Source organism: Rhizobium sp. UBA1881 (assembly GCF_002338015.1).
Lineage (GTDB): Bacteria > Pseudomonadota > Alphaproteobacteria > Rhizobiales > Rhizobiaceae > Rhizobium.
In genome coordinates this window covers 50,109-66,562 of the sequence record NZ_DDHH01000113.1, presented here as the reverse complement: position 1 = coordinate 66,562, position 16,454 = coordinate 50,109, and the positions used below count along the sequence as shown (strand labels likewise).

General features: G+C 64.5%; 21 protein-coding genes. 13 read left to right on the top strand and 8 right to left on the bottom strand.

Annotated features, from left to right (window positions below):
- Positions 1 to 178: 178 nt before the first annotated feature.
- The 5 genes from B3605_RS13800 to B3605_RS13780 form a co-directional block, all read right to left on the bottom strand.
- The gene (locus tag B3605_RS13800; RefSeq protein WP_047508761.1) at positions 179 to 664 is read right to left on the bottom strand and encodes a RidA family protein; all 486 of its coding nucleotides are present in this window, start codon (positions 662 to 664) and stop codon (positions 179 to 181) included.
- Between the two features lie 141 nt (positions 665 to 805).
- Positions 806 to 1,639: a glutamine amidotransferase gene (locus B3605_RS13795; RefSeq protein ID WP_210297276.1), complete on the bottom strand. Its 834-nt coding sequence runs from the start codon at positions 1,637 to 1,639 to the stop codon at positions 806 to 808.
- A complete protein-coding gene (locus B3605_RS13790; protein ID WP_112946040.1) occupies positions 1,629 to 2,114 on the bottom strand; it encodes a TerB family tellurite resistance protein in 486 nt (161 codons plus the stop codon). The genes B3605_RS13795 and B3605_RS13790 overlap by 11 nt, the downstream gene beginning before the upstream one ends.
- Before the next feature lie 15 nt (positions 2,115 to 2,129).
- Positions 2,130 to 3,758 carry a heme biosynthesis protein HemY gene (locus tag B3605_RS13785; protein WP_112946039.1) on the bottom strand — a complete coding sequence of 543 codons (1,629 nt, stop codon included), beginning with the start codon at positions 3,756 to 3,758 and terminating at the stop codon, positions 2,130 to 2,132.
- Between the two features lie 4 nt (positions 3,759 to 3,762).
- Complete coding sequence (locus B3605_RS13780) at positions 3,763 to 5,091, bottom strand: COG4223 family protein (RefSeq protein ID WP_112946038.1); 1,329 nt, start codon at positions 5,089 to 5,091, stop codon at positions 3,763 to 3,765.
- Positions 5,092 to 5,331: 240 nt separating this feature from the next.
- Between B3605_RS13780 and B3605_RS13775 the strand changes: the two genes are divergently transcribed.
- On the top strand, positions 5,332 to 5,994 hold the full coding sequence (locus tag B3605_RS13775) for a helix-turn-helix domain-containing protein (protein WP_112946037.1): 663 nt from the start codon (positions 5,332 to 5,334) through the stop codon (positions 5,992 to 5,994).
- Positions 5,987 to 6,310 carry a hypothetical protein gene (locus tag B3605_RS13770; RefSeq protein ID WP_296434502.1) on the top strand — a complete coding sequence of 108 codons (324 nt, stop codon included), beginning with the start codon at positions 5,987 to 5,989 and terminating at the stop codon, positions 6,308 to 6,310. Before B3605_RS13775 ends, B3605_RS13770 begins: the two co-directional genes overlap by 8 nt.
- A 105-nt stretch (positions 6,311 to 6,415) precedes the next feature.
- Here B3605_RS13770 and B3605_RS13765 read toward each other — a convergent pair whose 3' ends face one another.
- Both B3605_RS13765 and hemC read right to left on the bottom strand, forming a co-directional pair.
- A complete protein-coding gene (locus B3605_RS13765; RefSeq protein ID WP_112946035.1) occupies positions 6,416 to 7,138 on the bottom strand; it encodes a uroporphyrinogen-III synthase in 723 nt (240 codons plus the stop codon).
- 6 nt (positions 7,139 to 7,144) lie between these two features.
- Positions 7,145 to 8,074, bottom strand: a complete 930-nt coding sequence (gene hemC, locus B3605_RS13760) for a hydroxymethylbilane synthase (protein WP_111562575.1) — start codon at positions 8,072 to 8,074, stop codon at positions 7,145 to 7,147.
- Positions 8,075 to 8,147: 73 nt separating this feature from the next.
- Between hemC and tsaD the strand changes: the two genes are divergently transcribed.
- The 5 genes from tsaD to B3605_RS13735 are packed head-to-tail and all read left to right on the top strand — an operon-like array spanning position 8,148 to position 11,623.
- On the top strand, positions 8,148 to 9,242 hold the full coding sequence (gene tsaD, locus B3605_RS13755) for a tRNA (adenosine(37)-N6)-threonylcarbamoyltransferase complex transferase subunit TsaD (RefSeq protein ID WP_112946034.1): 1,095 nt from the start codon (positions 8,148 to 8,150) through the stop codon (positions 9,240 to 9,242).
- Positions 9,239 to 10,231, top strand: coding sequence for an NAD(P)H-dependent glycerol-3-phosphate dehydrogenase (locus tag B3605_RS13750; protein ID WP_112946033.1), 993 nt, complete (start codon positions 9,239 to 9,241; stop codon positions 10,229 to 10,231). Before tsaD ends, B3605_RS13750 begins: the two co-directional genes overlap by 4 nt.
- A gap of 10 nt (positions 10,232 to 10,241) precedes the next feature.
- Positions 10,242 to 10,535, top strand: a complete 294-nt coding sequence (locus B3605_RS13745) for a YciI-like protein (protein WP_112946032.1) — start codon at positions 10,242 to 10,244, stop codon at positions 10,533 to 10,535.
- A 4-nt stretch (positions 10,536 to 10,539) separates the two neighbouring features.
- Entirely contained in the window at positions 10,540 to 10,971 is a 432-nt protein-coding gene (locus B3605_RS13740) for an EVE domain-containing protein (protein ID WP_037181980.1), read from the top strand.
- Between the two features lie 4 nt (positions 10,972 to 10,975).
- Positions 10,976 to 11,623, top strand: a complete 648-nt coding sequence (locus B3605_RS13735; RefSeq protein WP_112950900.1) for a class I SAM-dependent methyltransferase — start codon at positions 10,976 to 10,978, stop codon at positions 11,621 to 11,623.
- Between the two features lie 9 nt (positions 11,624 to 11,632).
- Here the strand turns inward: B3605_RS13735 and B3605_RS13730 are convergent, their stop codons facing one another.
- Positions 11,633 to 12,217, bottom strand: a complete 585-nt coding sequence (locus tag B3605_RS13730; protein ID WP_112941432.1) for a hypothetical protein — start codon at positions 12,215 to 12,217, stop codon at positions 11,633 to 11,635.
- 315 nt (positions 12,218 to 12,532) lie between these two features.
- Here B3605_RS13730 and sdhC point away from each other — a divergent pair, with 315 nt between their 5' ends.
- The 6 genes from sdhC to B3605_RS13700 all read left to right on the top strand — a co-directional run.
- A complete protein-coding gene (gene sdhC / locus B3605_RS13725) occupies positions 12,533 to 12,928 on the top strand; it encodes a succinate dehydrogenase, cytochrome b556 subunit (RefSeq protein ID WP_112941438.1) in 396 nt (131 codons plus the stop codon).
- 11 nt (positions 12,929 to 12,939) lie between these two features.
- Complete coding sequence (gene sdhD / locus B3605_RS13720; protein ID WP_026283704.1) at positions 12,940 to 13,320, top strand: succinate dehydrogenase, hydrophobic membrane anchor protein; 381 nt, start codon at positions 12,940 to 12,942, stop codon at positions 13,318 to 13,320.
- 8 nt (positions 13,321 to 13,328) lie between these two features.
- Positions 13,329 to 15,185, top strand: coding sequence for a succinate dehydrogenase flavoprotein subunit (sdhA, locus tag B3605_RS13715; RefSeq protein WP_112941431.1), 1,857 nt, complete (start codon positions 13,329 to 13,331; stop codon positions 15,183 to 15,185).
- A 51-nt stretch (positions 15,186 to 15,236) separates the two neighbouring features.
- The gene (locus B3605_RS13710) at positions 15,237 to 15,470 is read left to right on the top strand and encodes a hypothetical protein (protein ID WP_112941430.1); all 234 of its coding nucleotides are present in this window, start codon (positions 15,237 to 15,239) and stop codon (positions 15,468 to 15,470) included.
- Entirely contained in the window at positions 15,470 to 15,925 is a 456-nt protein-coding gene (locus B3605_RS13705; protein ID WP_112941429.1) for a type II toxin-antitoxin system VapC family toxin, read from the top strand. Before B3605_RS13710 ends, B3605_RS13705 begins: the two co-directional genes overlap by 1 nt.
- The coding region (locus tag B3605_RS13700; RefSeq protein ID WP_296434492.1) for a succinate dehydrogenase iron-sulfur subunit at positions 15,918 to 16,454 on the top strand (537 nt) is incomplete at its 3' end. The genes B3605_RS13705 and B3605_RS13700, both read left to right, overlap by 8 nt.

Genomic DNA, 16,454 nt, shown 5'->3' with positions numbered 1-16,454 from the left:
CCCCCTCTGGCCTGCCGGCCATCTCCCCCACAGGTGGGGAGATTGGCTGGGCGCGGCCGCTCGCTTTACCTTCATTGTTTGATTGGGGAGTAAGCCACGAGTCGATCTCCCCCCTTGTGGGGGAGATGCCCGGCAGGGCAGAGGGGGGTATGACCCGGCACGACGCCCGCTTAACCCCTCACCCCGAAATCATCACCTCCGCCTCGATCTCAACCGGAAAATTCAGCGGCAGGCCGGCGACGCCGATGGCGGAGCGGGCGTGGCGGCCGACGTCCTGGCCGAAGACGTCGTTGATCAGCTCGGTGAAGCCGTTGATGACGGCGGGCGGGTTGGAGAAGTGGGGGGCGCAGTTGACCATGCCGAGCACTCGGCACCAGCCGGTGATGCGGTCGAGGCTGCCGAGCTCGCGCTTCAGGCTGCCCAGCATGGCAAGCCCGACCTTGCGGGCCGAGGCGTGAGCTTCCTCGATCGTTACCGTGTCGCCGACGACGCCGAAGGGGCCTGATGGCGAGCCGTCGGGGTTCTGCGGGCCGTGGCCGGAGATGAAGGCCCTGTTCCCCCGTACGTTGACCCAGGGAAAGGGCAGCGTCATGTGCGAGGGCAGTTTCAGCGGCTGGGGCAGGACGAGGCCCAGCGAGACAAGCTTCTGTTCGTAGTTCGACATGCTGTTCCCCTGACATGGCTGCGGTCATGGCGGCGCAAAGCGCGACCAAACGGCCGAGATCGTGGATCGGAACCTGTTTCTGCTACTAAAATGCCGCCGAGATGGCGTTGCCAATCATAGCACGACGCGGGGTGCTCCGCATCAGGCCGTCAGCGTGGCCTTCGCCGAGGGGGCCGATCTCGGCTTCTTGCCCTCGAAGACGAGATCGAGGAATTCGTTGAGCCAGGCCTTGAGCGGCGCGTCGAACAGCATGCGGCCTTCGAGGTGCTCGCGGCCCTGCTGGGCATTGGGAAGGATGAAGCGGTGGGCGCCGTGGACGACCCAGCGGTGCATCATGGCGCGGGTCAGTTCGGCGTGGAACTGCAGCGCCCAGGCGTGGCCGTTGTAGCGGAAGGCCTGGTTCGGGTAGACATCGCCCTCGGCGAGCAGATCGGCGCCGCGCGGCAGATCGAAGCCTTCGCGGTGGAAGTGGTAGACCATCCGCGGCCAGTGCATCAGCTGCCGGCCCTTTTCGGTCGCGCGCAGCGGGTACCAGCCGATCTCGGTGGTCTCGTCGGCATTGGCCGCGACCTTGCCGCCGAGATGGCGCACCAGCATCTGCGCGCCCAGACAGATACCGAGCAGCGGTTTCTTCTCCTTCAGCGGCACATCGAGCCAGCCGATCTCGGCCTTGACGAAGTCGTCGGGATCGTTGGCGCTCATCGGGCCGCCGAAGACGACGGCGCCGGTATGCTCGGCAAGCGTTATCGGCAGCTTTTGACCAAGCACCGGGCGGCGGATATCGAGCGGATAGCCCTTCTCGGTAAGCAGCTGGCCGACACGGCCGGGGCTGGAGCTCTCCTGATGCAGCACGATCAGGACCGGGCGTTTGCCTTCGATGCTTGAGCCCGGGTGGCTGGGGTCTGTGGCGCCGGGGCCGGCAATGCCGGTGCCCGCGCCACCTATGCCCGCCGTGCCTGTACTGTCAGTCGGCATCGTCTTGCACCACGTCGATGCCGGTGACGCGCTTGGCTGCCTCCTGGCGCTTCTGGATGCGTTCGCGGGCCGACACGCCGAGAAGCTCGGCGATGCGCCAGATGGCGTCGTCCTCCATCTCGCTGCGCTCGCCATCGGCATAGACGATGTCCCAGAGGATGCCGATCAATTCGAGGCGCTGCTCGGTGTCCAGATGGCGCTTCAGGTCGGAGGTGAAGCGGTAATAGTCGACGGCGTCGCTCTCGGCTTCCTGGCCGGCGGCGATCAGCGCGTCGAGCTGCTTGCCGTCGAGACCGTACTGGTCCTTCAAGAGCGTGCGCAAGCGCTTCTTCTCGCTGTCCTTGATCTGGCCGTCGGCCTCCATGACCTGCATGCAGAGTGCGGCCACCGCGATGCGGGGATCATCGGGGGCAAAGCTGCTCTTTGGGGTGTCTGCGGTCAGGTTCTGAAAAAATGCCTGGAAGCGTTCGAACATACGGGTCCTGTTTGGCTAGAAGAGACGAAGCCGTGTCTTGGGTTCTGGCTCGGCCGATGGATTGCGCACGCCCGGATCATCTGGCAGGCCGCCGAAGAAGGGGCGCGGTTCGGGGGCGTCGGCAGGCTTGCTCGCGGTTGCCGGCTCCTTAGGGGCCGGTTTCGGCTTGGCGGGCGCGGGTGCTGCCGGCGTCTCGGCCACCGGGCGGGCGGCCTTGGCGATGGTCGCGGCGCGTTCGAGCTCGATGATGCGGTGATCGCCGGCGGCACTTTCGGGCCTGACATCGCGCACCGGCGGCAGGCTCTTCAGCGCGCTGTCGATGGAGATGACGGAGCCTTCCTCGACCGGGCCTTCGACTTGGCCGAACGGCGCCTTCCAGACGAAGGCGTCGAGCTTGCCCGTGACCGGCGAGAGCGGCAGCCATTTGTCGGAGACATAGCCATCCGCCACCCATGCCGGATCGCGCGGCGCCTTCAGCGCCTGGGCAAGCCAGTGGCGGATGCGGCCCTGGTCGCCGGTTTCGGCTTCCTCGATATCGGCGAGCAGCAGGAAGGCTGCCTCGCGCGGCTCGATGCGGGCGGCGGCCTCGGCCTTTGCGCGGGCCTTGGCGAAATCCCTGATGTCGAGTGCCGCCTGGGCGACGATCAACAGCGATTCGATGTTGTTGGGGCGGAGCGCCTCCAGCTTTTCGGCGCGCTTCAGCCGGTCGGCAAGCGAATCGCCGCTGCGGGCGCGCACATAGGTGGCGCCGATCTCGGGATGCGGGTTGGTCTTCCAGGCCTGCTCGAGAATGGAGGCTGCCTTGCGCAGCTTGTCTTCGCGAAACAGCGCCTTTGCGGCAATGATCGCGGCCGGCTCGAAATCGGCCGAGAGTTTCAACGCGTGGGTGGCGTCGTCGCGGGCGCCTGAAGGGTCGTTTTCCAGCTTCTCGTCGGCGCGGGCGGTCAGCAGCACGGCGCGCAGCCGGTCGGCCTCGGCCTTGTCGATGACGCGGGCGGCCTTCTGCTGCTCGAGCAGGCGGATCGCATCGTCCCAGCGGCCGGACTGGCTGCGGTATTCGAGCGTCGCCTGGGCAGCCCACGGCAGATAGGGCGCGTTGTCGGCGGCCTTTTCGGCGTACTGGCGGGCGGCCTCGTTGGCGCCGAGGCGCTTGGCTTCGAGATAAAGACCGCGCAGGCCGAGCTCGCGGGTTTCGGGATCCTCGACCATCGCCTCGAACTTGGCGCGGGCCTCGTCGTGCCGGCCTTCGATCAGGGCTGCCTGGGCTTCGAGCAGCGCGATCAGCGGCTCCTGGTCGGCGCGGATAAGGCCGCGCGAGCGGGCGGCCATCTTGCGGGCCATCAGCGCATTGCCGGCGCCCGCGGCGATCAGACCGGTCGAGAGCGCCTGGTAACCGCGGTCGCGCTTGCGGGCGCGGAAATAGCGGGTGACGGAGTGGGGAGAGGTCCAGATGACGCGCACCAGCCACCAGGCGACCATGACGACCGCGATCAGCGCGATGATGGCGGTGGCGGCGACGATCAGCCGGGTCTGATAGAGCTGGCCCTCCCAGATGAGCGAGAGATCGCCTGGGCGATCGGCAAGCCAGGAGAAGCCGTAGCCGAGAACAAGCACGAGAAGAGCGAAGACGACGAGCCTGATCATATCCTCAGCCCTCCTTGCCAGTGCTTGGGCCAGTGCCTGAGACGGCCTTCGACAGCGCGCTGCCGACCAGCTCCTCGACGCGGATGCGGGCGTCCAGCGATTGCTTGAAGGCGGCGGATGCCTGCTTGGCATCTGCCGGCAGCGTGGTCCACTCGTTGGCCGCACCCGGCAGGTCGCCGTTCTTCACCTTGTCTTCCATGCGCGCTGCAATCGCCTCGACGCTGTCGCCCTCAATATTGCCGACCGGGCGCACGCTGACGAGCGACTTGGCGCCCGCCATCAGCCGGTCGGACCAGCTCTCGTTCGGATCGGCCTTGTTGACGCTGCCGACGATCGCGGTCGCGACATCGGGGGCCTGGCGGATCAGCTCGGCGCGCGAGGGCACGCCTGTCTCGGCGAAATTCTTGAGGTCGGCGACGACGGGGTCATCGGGCGAAACGCCGGCATAGGTGTCGAGCTCGGCCACGAAGGGGCCGCCGCGATCGATCGCCGCCTTCAGGCCGGCCGCGGCGATCGCCTTGGCGACGGCGACGTCCTGGCGCGGCTCGTTGAGCTTCTGCTCGGCGGCGGCGAGGCGTTGCTCAAGCTCGGCGCCATTGGTGGCGCGCTGCTCGGTCGCCTGGCTGACGGCGCCGCGCAGCTGGTCGAGCTCAGCGGTGAGGTCTGATATCTTCTGGTTTAGCGCATCGACGGTGGCGCTGTCGGTGCCAGAGCCGGCTGCCTGAGGCGCCTTGGCGGCGGTCTCAAGTGCCGCGATGCGGCCTTCGAGCGCGTCATTGGCCGGCGCGGCCTGCGGTGCGGCGGCGAGGTTGGCGACCGACTGCTTGAGGCCGTCGATCTCGCCGGAGAGGTTGGCCACCTCTGGCGACGATGTCTGCGGCGCCGAAGAGCCGGGCAGGAAGCCAGCATACTGGATAGCGCCAGCGCCGATCAACGCGATCAGCCCGCCGACGATGCCAGCGGCGATCAGGCCGGAGGTGCCGCCCGCTTGGCGCTGAGGCTCGCTCTTCGGCGGCTCCACGGGTTCGGGCGCATGATTATAGGGCGGCAGTTCGGGATCTGGCGCCTTGTCATAGGCGAATGGCTCCGCCGTCTCTTCAGCAGGCGCATCCGCCTTGGCCTTCGCGGCGTCGCTCTCGTCCATGCCGTCATCGGGAACGATCGATTCGCTGGTCTCCGACGGCGCTTCGGCTACCTCGTCGGCCGTCTTGCCGATATCGTGTTGCGCGTCCTTGCTGGCACTCTCCTCCGAGGCAATCTCCTGCGCATCCAAGTCGATCGTGACCGGCTCGTCGGTGCTCTTCGAATGGCGGGGCGGATTTCCTGGTGCCATGAGACCCTCATAATTCTTACAGTGGTTCGAAAGTAGTCAGTGAGGCCGGTGAAGGAAAGAGGCCAGATGAAATTTGCGAAATTAGGTCGCGACCTTGGCTGAAATTGGATTGGTTTGTGGGGCTGTCGGGGTGGCGTTGCCAGGATCGTGGGAAAGGTTTAATAATAGGTCGATTGATTTAATATCAAGCCAATTGGTTGGTTATCGGATCATCTGTTGAGATATTGGAGGTGTTGAACGGTGGTGAGAACCATTGCGCAAAGCGCCATCAGGAACCCTGTCGACCTCATCTTCGGGGTGGATTCGAATGTGCGTGTCCTGCGGGTTCTGGCGCGCCATGGCGGGCTGCTGTCCGCCGCCGATATCAGCCACCGCGCGGCATTGTCGAAGAGCAGCACGCGCGTTGGGCTGCTCTGGCTGGAGGAGATCGGTGTCATCTTCGCCGAGGGGACGGGATACAGTCGGCTGTATCGGCTGAATGCCGAGCATTATCTCGCCGACCAGATACGAAGTCTCTTCGCCGCCGAGGATCGGCGGTTTGCTGATATCGTCGAGGCCGTGAAGGATAGCGCCGGCAGCACGGCGCCGTTGGTCAAAAGCCTATGGATCTACGGCAGTGTCGCGCGCGGCGAGGACCGGCTTGGCAGCGACTTGGATGTCGCTGTCGTGGCCGACGCTGGCGACCTCGCGGCGGTGGTCGAGACGATCCGGGATAGTCTGGCCACGCATTCCGGGCGGCTCGGCTTTGCCGCTAGCGTCGTCGGTCTCGATATGTCCGATGTCGAGCGGTTGGCGCGTGATCGTGATCCCTGGTGGGCCAATGCGGTTGCGGATGCTATCGTGCTGACGGGCAAGCGGCCGGAGGAGCTTGCCGCCTCGGCTGGGGTTGGTGCGGATGGTTAGATCGAGGCCCGGCAAGAAGACGGATGCGGCTTATGTCTCGGCGCGGCTTGCCGTTGCGCGAGCCTACCTGAAGGACGCCCGGAACAGCAATGCGTGGGCGGACCAGGGCGATCTCGGAAATCCATCCATCGCGACGTCAATCAATTCCGCGATCGCCTATGCCGATGCGATCACCGCCAGGTATCGCGGCGAGATCAATCAGGGCGACCATGGCGCGGTGATCAAGCTGCTTCGAGCGGCACTCGGCAATGCATTTCCGAAGCACCAGGAGACAAACCTTCGGGCGCTTCTGGAGCAGAAGGACGAGGTGCAATAAGGGGCGCGCGCGAAGTCGCGGGACGATGCAGCGCGGGCGCTCGTTCGGCTTGAGGAGTTTGTTGCCTGGGCGGAAACCCAACTTACGAAATGACGGCCACGTCGCTCACAGAAGCGACAACAGTGCGGTCTCATCCGGGCTATCGGGCGTGGCGGATTGGCCCTGCAGGGTCAGGGGAATGGCCTCGGCGATGGCCTGGCTGAGGCAAAGCAGGCGGACGCCGATGAGGGCGTCGAGGTTGGCGGAGATTTCCTTCAGCGCGAAGAAGTCCTCGGCGGTGCGGCGCGAATAGAAGAGGATCGCGTCGGGTTCGTGGGCCGAGAAGAGGTCGCGGAGCAGCTGGTCGGGGATGTCGAGGCGGCGCATGCGGTAGCATTCGACCGTTTCGACGGTCAGGCCAAGGTCTGCGGCGCGGGTTTCGAAGGTTTCGGCGCGGGGGAAGCCGGCGAGGTAGAGGAGGTTGGTCTTGTCCGCTCGCGCGATGTCCAGTTGCGCGATGCGATCGGCCAGGTCGGCACCATCGCCGGTGGAGGCGGTGATGTCTCTGAAGCCTGCTGCCCTTGCTTCGTCTGCGGTGGCGTCGCCGACGGCGTAGAGGGGGCGGGAGAGGTGTGGGGCGAGGTCATCGGGGCGTTCGGTGAGAACGCGGATGGCCTCGGCGCTGGTGACTGATATCGGGCCGTCGGAGTTGGCGAGCGCCGCGAAGGCGGCGTCCGCATCGTGGGCGGGGGCCGATAGCGGCAGCATGATCGGCTCGTGCCTCATCTCCGCCAGCCGTTTTGCGGTGCGCTCGCCCGGATGCGGTGGACGGGTGACGAGCACGCGCATGCGCCGTCAGCTCCAGCTGTCGAAGAACGAGGTGCCGGCGCGGGCGCGGATATCCTGGCCGGCGCGGGTGCCCAGCGCCACCGCGTCGCGGCGGTGGCCGTCGATGGTGATGGCATGCTGGCTGCGGCCATCAGGGGTGATGATCAGGCCGTGGAGGCGGATCTGGTCGCCCTCGCAGACCGCATAGCCGCCGATCGGCGTGCGGCAGGAGCCGTCGAGTGCGCCCAAAAAGGCGCGCTCGCAGGAGACCGTGTCGTAGGTCCTGATATCGTTGATAGGGGCGAGCAGCGCGTCGGTCACCGTGTCGCCGATGCGGCTTTCGATGCAGATCGCGCCCTGGGCAGGCGCCGGCGGGAAGGTGTCGGGGTCGAGAATGTCGGTGATGACCTCGACCTTGCCGAGCCGCTTCAGGCCGGCGAGCGCCAAGAGCGTCGCGTCGACCTGGCCCTCGTTCAGCTTGCGCAAACGGGTGTCGACGAGGCCGCGGAAGGTGATGACGTTGATGTCGGGGCGCATGCGGCGGATCAGCGCTTGGCGGCGCAGCGACGAGGAACCGACGGTCGCGCCGTGCGGCAGGTCGATCAGCTTCGGGGCGGTGCGGCCTACGACAGCATCGCGAATGTCTTCGCGCGGCAGGTAGGCGGAGAGACAGAGCCCTTCGGGCAGCGTCGTCGGCATGTCCTTGGAGGAGTGCACGGCGATGTCGAGGTCGCCGCTCGAGAGCTTCTCTTCAAGCTCCTCGGTGAACAGGCCCTTGCCGCCGATCTCGGAGAGCGAGCGATCAGTGATGCGGTCGCCCTTGGTCGAGAGCACCACGATCTCGAACATCTCCTCGGGGAGGTTATGGGCGGCCATCAGCCTGTCTCGAGCTTCGTTTGCCTGGGCGATCGCCAGCGGGCCGCCTCTGGTGCCGATCCGGAAAGGTTTTGTTTGCATCCGCATTGATCCGTTGTTACCGGAGTTTCTCGTAAACAGGTTTCAGACCCATCGCAATCAACGATCAGGCACCATGGCTCCCTTTCTGCGTATCCTCGGTATCGAAACAAGCTGCGACGAAACCGCCGCCGCCGTTGTCGAGCGGGATGCGAAGGGCGTGCCGACCGTGCGCTCCGATGTGGTGCTGAGCCAGCTTGAAGAGCATAGCGCCTATGGCGGCGTGGTGCCAGAAATCGCCGCGCGCGCCCATGTCGAGGCACTCGATACGCTGATCGACGAGGCTTTGAAACGCGCCAATGTGTCGCTGTCCGACATCGATGCGATTGCCGCGACGTCGGGTCCGGGGCTGATCGGCGGGTTGCTTGTGGGGCTGATGACCGGCAAGGCGATCGCCAAGGCCTCCGGCAAGCCGCTCTACGCGGTCAACCATCTCGAGGGCCATGCGCTGACGGCGCGGCTGACGGACGGGCTTTCCTTTCCCTATCTCATGCTGCTCGTTTCCGGCGGGCATACGCAGCTGATCCTTGTGCGCGGTGTCGGCGAATATGAGCGCTGGGGCACGACGATCGACGACGCGCTGGGCGAGGCCTTCGACAAGACGGCGAAGCTCTTGAGCCTACCCTATCCTGGTGGGCCGGCCGTCGAGCGGGCGGCGAAATCAGGCAATCCTCAGCGTTTCAAGTTTCCGCGGCCGCTGGTCGGCGAGGCGAAGCTCAACTTCTCCTTCTCCGGCCTGAAGACGGCCGTGCGGCAGGCCGCGACCGAGATCGCGCCGCTGACCGACCAGGACGTGGCCGATATCTGCGCCTCGTTCCAGGATGCCGTGTCGCGGACGCTGAAGGACCGGATCGGGCGCGGGCTGGAGCGGTTCAAGGCGCTCTATCCCGATGTCGAACAGCCGGCGCTGGTGGTGGCGGGCGGCGTTGCCGCCAATCTCGTCGTGCGCGTCACGCTGCAGGCGCTGTGCGACAAGAACCGTTTCCGCTTCGTGGCGCCGCCGCTGCATCTCTGCACCGACAACGCCGTCATGATCGCCTGGGCAGGGCTGGAGCGGATGGCCACGGGCGTTCAGCCAGATGATCTCGACGTGCAGCCGCGCTCGCGCTGGCCGTTGGATTCGAGCGCCGAGACATTGCTGGGCTTCGGCAAGCGGGGAGCAAAGGCATGAGCGGAGAAAGCGAAACGATTGCCGTCATCGGCGCCGGCGCGTTCGGGACTGCACTGGCTGCCGTGATCGCGCTGACGGGGCGGCACAAGGTGACGCTGATCGGGCGCGACCCCGGTCTGATGGCCGATCTTGCCGCCGAGCATCTGCACGACGCGGCGCTTCCGGGTATTCCTTTGCCCGAGACGCTGCAGTTTTCCGCCGAGCCGGATGCGATCGGCGATGCCGGCATCGTGCTCTTCGCCATGCCCTCGCAGGCGCAGGCCGATGCAGCGCGGCAGTATGAACCTTACCTGGCTAAGGATGCCATTGTCGTCACCTGCGCCAAGGGCATCGAGAAGACCACGGGCAATCTGTTGACCGACATGCTGGCCAAGGCTCTGCCGGGGCATGCGATCGCGGTGCTGTCGGGCCCGGGCTTCGCGGCCGATATCGCCAAGGGGCTTCCGACCGCGATGGTGGTTGCCGCCGAGAATGGCGAGATCGCCGAGCGGCTGGCGCAGGCGATCTCGGGGCGCACCTTCCGGCTTTATCCTTCGTCGGACAGGATCGGCGTGCAGCTGGGCGGCGCCTTGAAGAACGTGCTGGCGATTGCCTGCGGTATCGTCGAGGGCGCTGGCATTGGCGATTCGGCACGGGCGGCGCTGATTGCGCGCGGACTGGCCGAGATGTCGCGCTTCGTCGTCGCCAAGGGCGGGCAGGCGGATACGGTGCCGGGTCTGTCTGGTCTCGGCGACCTCGTCTTGACCGCCACCAGCCATCAATCGCGCAACCTGCGTTTCGGGATCGCGCTCGGGCGCGGCGAGACGCGCGATCCCGCGCATGGCGAGCTGGTCGAGGGGGCGTTTGCCGCCGCCGTTGTGTCGCGGCTCGCCAAGTCGCTTGATATCGACATGCCAGTCACCGACGCGGTATCCGCAATCATCGAGGGCAAGCTCGGCATTGCCGCTGCCATCGACCAGCTGATGACGCGTCCGATCACGACCGAATAGGAGAACCCACATGCTTTTCGCCTTTGTCTGCAAGGATAAGCCTGGCCACCTCAATGTCCGCATGGACACGCGCCCCACGCATGTCGAGCATCTCAATGCGCTCAACGCTGCCGGCACGCTGAAGATGGCTGGTCCGTTTCTCGATGCCGAGGGCAAGCCCTGCGGCAGCCTTGTCATCGTCGAGGCGGAGACCATCGAGGCGGCAACCGAAATCGCCAATGCCGATCCCTATGCCAAGGCCGGCCTGTTCGAGAGCGTCGAGGTGAAGCCCTTCAACTGGGTCTTCAACAAGCCGGAGGCTTAAGCAAGTGGCGCACTGGCTTTACAAATCCGAACCGTCCGCATGGTCCTGGGAGCAGCAGAAGGCTGCCGGCGAAAAGGGCACGGAGTGGACCGGCGTTCGCAACTATCTGGCGCGCAACAACATGCGGGCGATGCAGATCGGCGACAAGGGCTTCTTCTACCACTCCAATGACGGGCTGGAGATCGTCGGCATCGTCGAGGTCTGCGCGCTGTCGCATCCCGATTCGACCGCCAAGGGCGATCCCAAGTGGGACTGCGTCGATATCCGCGCCGTCCGTGACATGCCGAAGCCGGTGACGCTGAAGGATGTGAAGGCGAGCGAGAAGCTGTCGAAGATGTCGCTGGTGACGTCGATGCGGCTTTCCGTGCAGCCGGTGACCGACGAGGAATGGGCCGAGGTCTGCCGCATGGGCGGGCTCGACAACCCGCCGCGCTGATATCGTGAAGACCGATCCCGCGCTCTTCATCCGCGACAATACCAGCCCGATGACGCCGCCGCATGTGCCGGAGATCCGGCTCAATCTGGCGAGCGAAGCGCATGAGCTGTGGCTGAAGACGGAAGAAGAGCTCGCAGAGATCGGCCTGCCGCCGCCGTTCTGGGCTTTTGCCTGGGCGGGCGGGCAGGGGCTGGCGCGCTATGTGCTCGATCATCCCGAGACGGTTTCGGGCAAGCGCGTCGTCGATTTCGCCAGCGGCTCGGGGCTGGTGGCGATCGCGGCGAAGATGGCGGGCGCGGAGGTTGTGCTCGCCGCCGATATCGATCCTTGGACAAAAACGGCGGTGACGCTCAATGCTGAGCTGAACGGGGTCGAGATCGGCTTTACGGGCGAGAACCTGATCGGCTCGGAGATCGATGCCGACGTGCTGTTGGCCGGCGACGTGTTCTATGATCGCGACTTCGCCATGGCGCTAGTGCCGTGGTTCGAGCGGCTGGCGGCCCGTGGGGTGACCGTGCTCGTCGGCGATCCCGGGCGGGCCTATCTGCCGAAGGATCGGCTGTCGGCCTGCGCGGTCTACGAGGTACCGGTGACGCGGGCGCTCGAGGACAGCGAGGTCAAGAAGACCACGGTCTGGCGCTTCAACGGCTGATGGGCTCTATCAGGGGCGGATGACGCAGACGCCCTGTTCGTAGGAGCAGGGGTTGCTGATATTGTTGACATGGATGACCTTGGCCATCGGCGCCAGACGGACCGTCGGCTGATATCCGTAGCCGGCATAGCCGTAACCGCCGACATAGGTGCCGCCATCCGTTTCATAGGCATAGGACGAGCCGGCATAGGTGCCCGACGGCGCGCGCGCTTCGCCGCGCTGGTCGATGATGACGATGTTGCTGCGGGCAAAGTTGGACGTGGGCGAGGAGAAGCGCTGGATGAAGCGGCCTCGGCCCGGATGCGGGCGGTAGCCGTTATAGCCGCCGGCGATCTGCCGCGGGCCGTTGTTCCAGCCGCCGTAATTGCCGATGATCGACGTGCCGCGATGGCGGATGACCGAGCCGGATGCGAAGCCGTTTGCGATGCCGCGATGGCCCATGCCTTGTCCGACATTGCCATATCCGATGCCGCCGCCATGGCCGCGATCGTGGTGGCGCGGAACGAAATTGCCGCCGAAATCGCCAGCTGCGGCGGGCAGCGCGATCAGCACTGCTGCGGCGAGCGAAACGAGTTTCGAGGATGTCTTGAACATCGCGTTGGTCTCCGGAAACGGAATGCTTAACAAAGCGTTAACGCGAAAATGCGCCAAAAGCGCAGGCTTGTCCACCAAAGCTTGAAAATTCATCCGCAAGGGGTAGCGGGGCGGGCCGGTTGACCTATGTCAACTGCGACGTCAAGACGCAAATCGATTAAATTCGGTGGGTGCGTCAATTATACTTGTCGTTAGGTGTTTCGGTGATTAAACGTCGCCAATGATGCAACGCACGCACAGCTTTGTGACCATCGTGTGGATGCTTGGATGCTTTCCGGATCCCGGGAGGCGCAGAAAGACCGCCGCGAGGTTCTGATGGCGAACGTGACAAATAATCGGCCCCTGTCGCCGCATTTGCAGATTTATAAACCAATCCCCACCATGGTTATGTCGATCGTCCACCGTATCACCGGTGGAGCGCTCTATGTCGGTACGCTTCTGGTCGCCTGGTGGCTGATCGCGGCCGCAACCGGCGTCGGTGCTTACGACTGGGCCAACTGGGTGCTCGGCAGTATCATCGGCAAGCTCGTGCTGCTCGGCTATACCTGGGCGCTCATCCATCACATGCTCGGCGGCTTCCGCCACTTCATGTGGGACCTCGGCCACGGCTTCGGGAAGGAATTCTCGACCAAGCTCGCCATCGCCAACATCATTGCCTCGCTCTGTCTGACCTTGCTGGTCTGGGTGATCGGCTTCCTCATTCGCTTCTAAAGGTTGATCACATGGATATGCGTACCCCCTTGGGTAAGGTTCGCGGCCTCGGTTCGGCCAAGGACGGCACCGAACATTTCTGGCGCCAGCGCGTGACGGCCGTTGCCAACGTGCCGCTGTTTCTCTTCTTCATCATCTTCATGATCATCCATGCCGGCCAGCCCTATGCGCAGGTGGTTCACGCGCTGTCGAACCCGTTCGTCGCCGTCGTCATGGGCCTGATGGTCGTGTCGGGCGTCATCCACATGAAGCTCGGCATGCAGGTCATCATCGAAGACTACGTGCACCATGAAGTCACCAAGATCGCGCTCGTGATGCTCAACACCTTCTTTTCGATCCTGATGGCGGGGCTCTGTCTCTTCGCCATTCTGAAGATCGCCTTCGTAGGATAATTGATATCATGGCATCGAATTCATCCGCTCAGAATGGCCCCGCTCAGAACGGGAAGGCCTACAAGTACATCGATCACTCCTATGACGTGATCGTCGTCGGCGCCGGCGGCGCCGGCCTGCGCGCCACGCTCGGCATGGCTGAACAGGGCTTCAAGACCGCCTGCATCACCAAGGTGTTCCCGACCCGCTCGCACACCGTTGCTGCGCAGGGCGGCATCGCGGCTTCGCTGCGCAACATGACGCCCGACAGCTGGCAGTGGCACCTCTACGACACCGTCAAGGGTTCCGACTGGCTCGGCGACGTCGACGCCATGCAGTACCTCACCATGGAAGCGCCGAAGGCGGTCTATGAGCTCGAGCACTACGGCGTTCCCTTCTCGCGTAACGAAGAAGGCAAGATCTATCAGCGCCCGTTCGGCGGCCACATGCAGAACTACGGCGAAGGCCCGCCGGTACAGCGCACCTGCGCCGTTGCCGACCGTACCGGCCACGCCATCCTGCACACGCTCTACGGCCAGTCGCTGCGCCACAACGCGGAATTCTTCATCGAGTATTTCGCGCTCGACCTGATCATGTCGGATGACGGCAGCCGCTGCACCGGCGTCGTCGCCTGGTGCCTCGACGACGGCACGATCCATCGCTTCGCCGCCAAGATGGTGGTGCTGGCGACCGGCGGCTACGGCCGCGCCTATTTCTCGGCGACCTCGGCACACACCTGCACCGGCGACGGTGGCGGCATGGTTGCCCGCGCCGGCCTGCCGCTCCAGGACATGGAGTTCGTGCAGTTCCACCCGACCGGCATCTACGGCTCCGGCTGTCTGATCACCGAAGGTGCGCGCGGCGAAGGCGGCTACCTCGTCAACTCCGAGGGCGAGCGCTTCATGGAGCGCTACGCACCGTCTGCAAAGGACCTTGCCTCGCGCGACGTCGTTTCGCGCTGCATGACGCTCGAGATCCGCGAAGGCCGCGGCGTCGGCAAGAACAAGGACCACATCTTCCTGCATCTCGACCATCTCGATCCGGCCGTTCTGCATGAACGCCTGCCGGGGATTTCCGAGAGCGCCAAGATCTTCGCCGGGGTCGACGTGACGCGCGAGCCGATCCCGGTTCTGCCGACCGTTCACTACAACATGGGCGGCATTCCGACGAACTACTGGGGTGAGGTGCTCAACGCCGACAGCTCCAACCCGGAGCGGGTCATTCCTGGCCTGATGGCCGTCGGCGAAGCCGGCTGCGCCTCGGTGCACGGGGCAAACCGCCTCGGCTCCAACTCGCTGATCGACCTCGTGGTCTTCGGCCGCGCCGCCGCCATCCGTGCCGGCGAAGTCATCGACCGCGCCGCACCGGTTCCGCACCTCAACGTCGCCGCCTGCGACAAGATCATGGATCGTTTCGACGGCCTGCGTCATGCCTCCGGCAGCACACCGACGGCCAATCTTCGCGAGAAGATGCAGCGCGCCATGCAGGAAGACGCCGCCGTGTTCCGTACGCAGGAATCGCTGGAATCGGGCTGCAAGCGCATCTCGGCCATCTGGCAGGAAATGCGCGACATCAAGGTCACCGACCGTTCGATGGTCTGGAATTCCGACCTCGTCGAGACGCTCGAACTGCAGAACCTGATGGCCAACGCCATCACCACGATCTACGGCGCCGAAGCGCGCAAGGAGAGCCGTGGTTCGCACGCCCGCGAGGACTACACTGAAGGCGCATTCGCCGGCCGCGACGACGTCAACTGGCGCAAGCACACGCTTGCCTGGGTCAACGACGCCGGCGACGTCAAGCTCGACTACCGCCCCGTGCATACCGAGCTGATCGCGGAAGGGATCGACCCGCAGAAGATCGCGCCCAAGGCGCGTGTTTACTGATGGGGAATGTGGCAAGGTAGAACTGGCTGAGCCGCTTTAAGGAGCGAAATCATGGGTGAAATGCGCATCAGGATCGATGAAAGCCTTTTGACCAAGCTGGAGAACCTTGCCCGTGCGCACAAGCGGACGTTGGAAGAAGAGGTCAACGAACGCTTGAGCGCATCCGTCGCCGACACACCTGCGGAGTCGCTCTACGACGCTGCCGTTCGTATCGCTGCAATGACGCCGAAGGGCGTCGTGCAGACCGACAGCGTCGAAATCCTTCGCGAATTGCGGGATCGCTGATGATTGTCGTCGATGCATCGGTGGTGGTGAAATGGTTTGTCGATGAGGGAGATCATCTCGACGCCATTCAGTTGACCAAGGCTGAAGCGGCGTTGAAGGCACCCGATATCGTTCTGGCTGAAGTGGCACATGTTCTTCGCAGGAAAATCCGGACCGGCATCATCTCAACCGCGCAGGCTTCGGAGGCTGTTGCAAGGGTGAAGACGGCCTTCAGGCACCTCGTGCCATCGATAGACCTGATCGATGTCGCATTCGATCTTTCTTCCACGATGGATCACTCCATCTATGACGCGATGTATCTCGCCTGTGCGCTCGACGATGCCGACGATATTCTCGTGACTGCCGACCGAAAATTCGCCGCCAAGGCTTCCGCGGCTGGATTTGACAACAAGATTCGTATTTTGGGAGCGGCCTTGCCCGGCTCCACGTCGCCACAGGAAAATAACCATGGTTGAACTCGCACTTCCCAAAAATTCCCAGATACGCGAAGGCAAGGTGTGGCCGAAGCCGGCCGGCGCCACCAATACACGCGAATTCCGCGTCTATCGCTGGAGCCCCGACGATGGACAGAACCCGTCGATCGACACGTTCTACATCGACGTCGACGATTGCGGCCCGATGGTGCTCGACGGTCTGCTCTACATCAAGAACAAGATCGACCCGACGCTGACGCTGCGCCGTTCCTGTCGCGAGGGCATCTGCGGTTCCTGCGCGATGAACATCGACGGCACCAATACGCTGGCCTGCACCAAGGGTCTCGACGACATCAAGGGCTCGGTGAAGATCTATCCGCTGCCGCACATGCCCGTCGTCAAGGACCTCGTGCCTGATCTCACCAACTTCTATGCCCAGCACCGCTCGATCGAGCCCTGGCTGAAGACGGTGTCGCCGGCGCCGGCAACCGAGTGGAAGCAGAGCCACGAAGACCGACAGAAGCTCGACGGCCTCTACGAGTGCATTCTTTGCGCCTGCTGCTCGACCTCC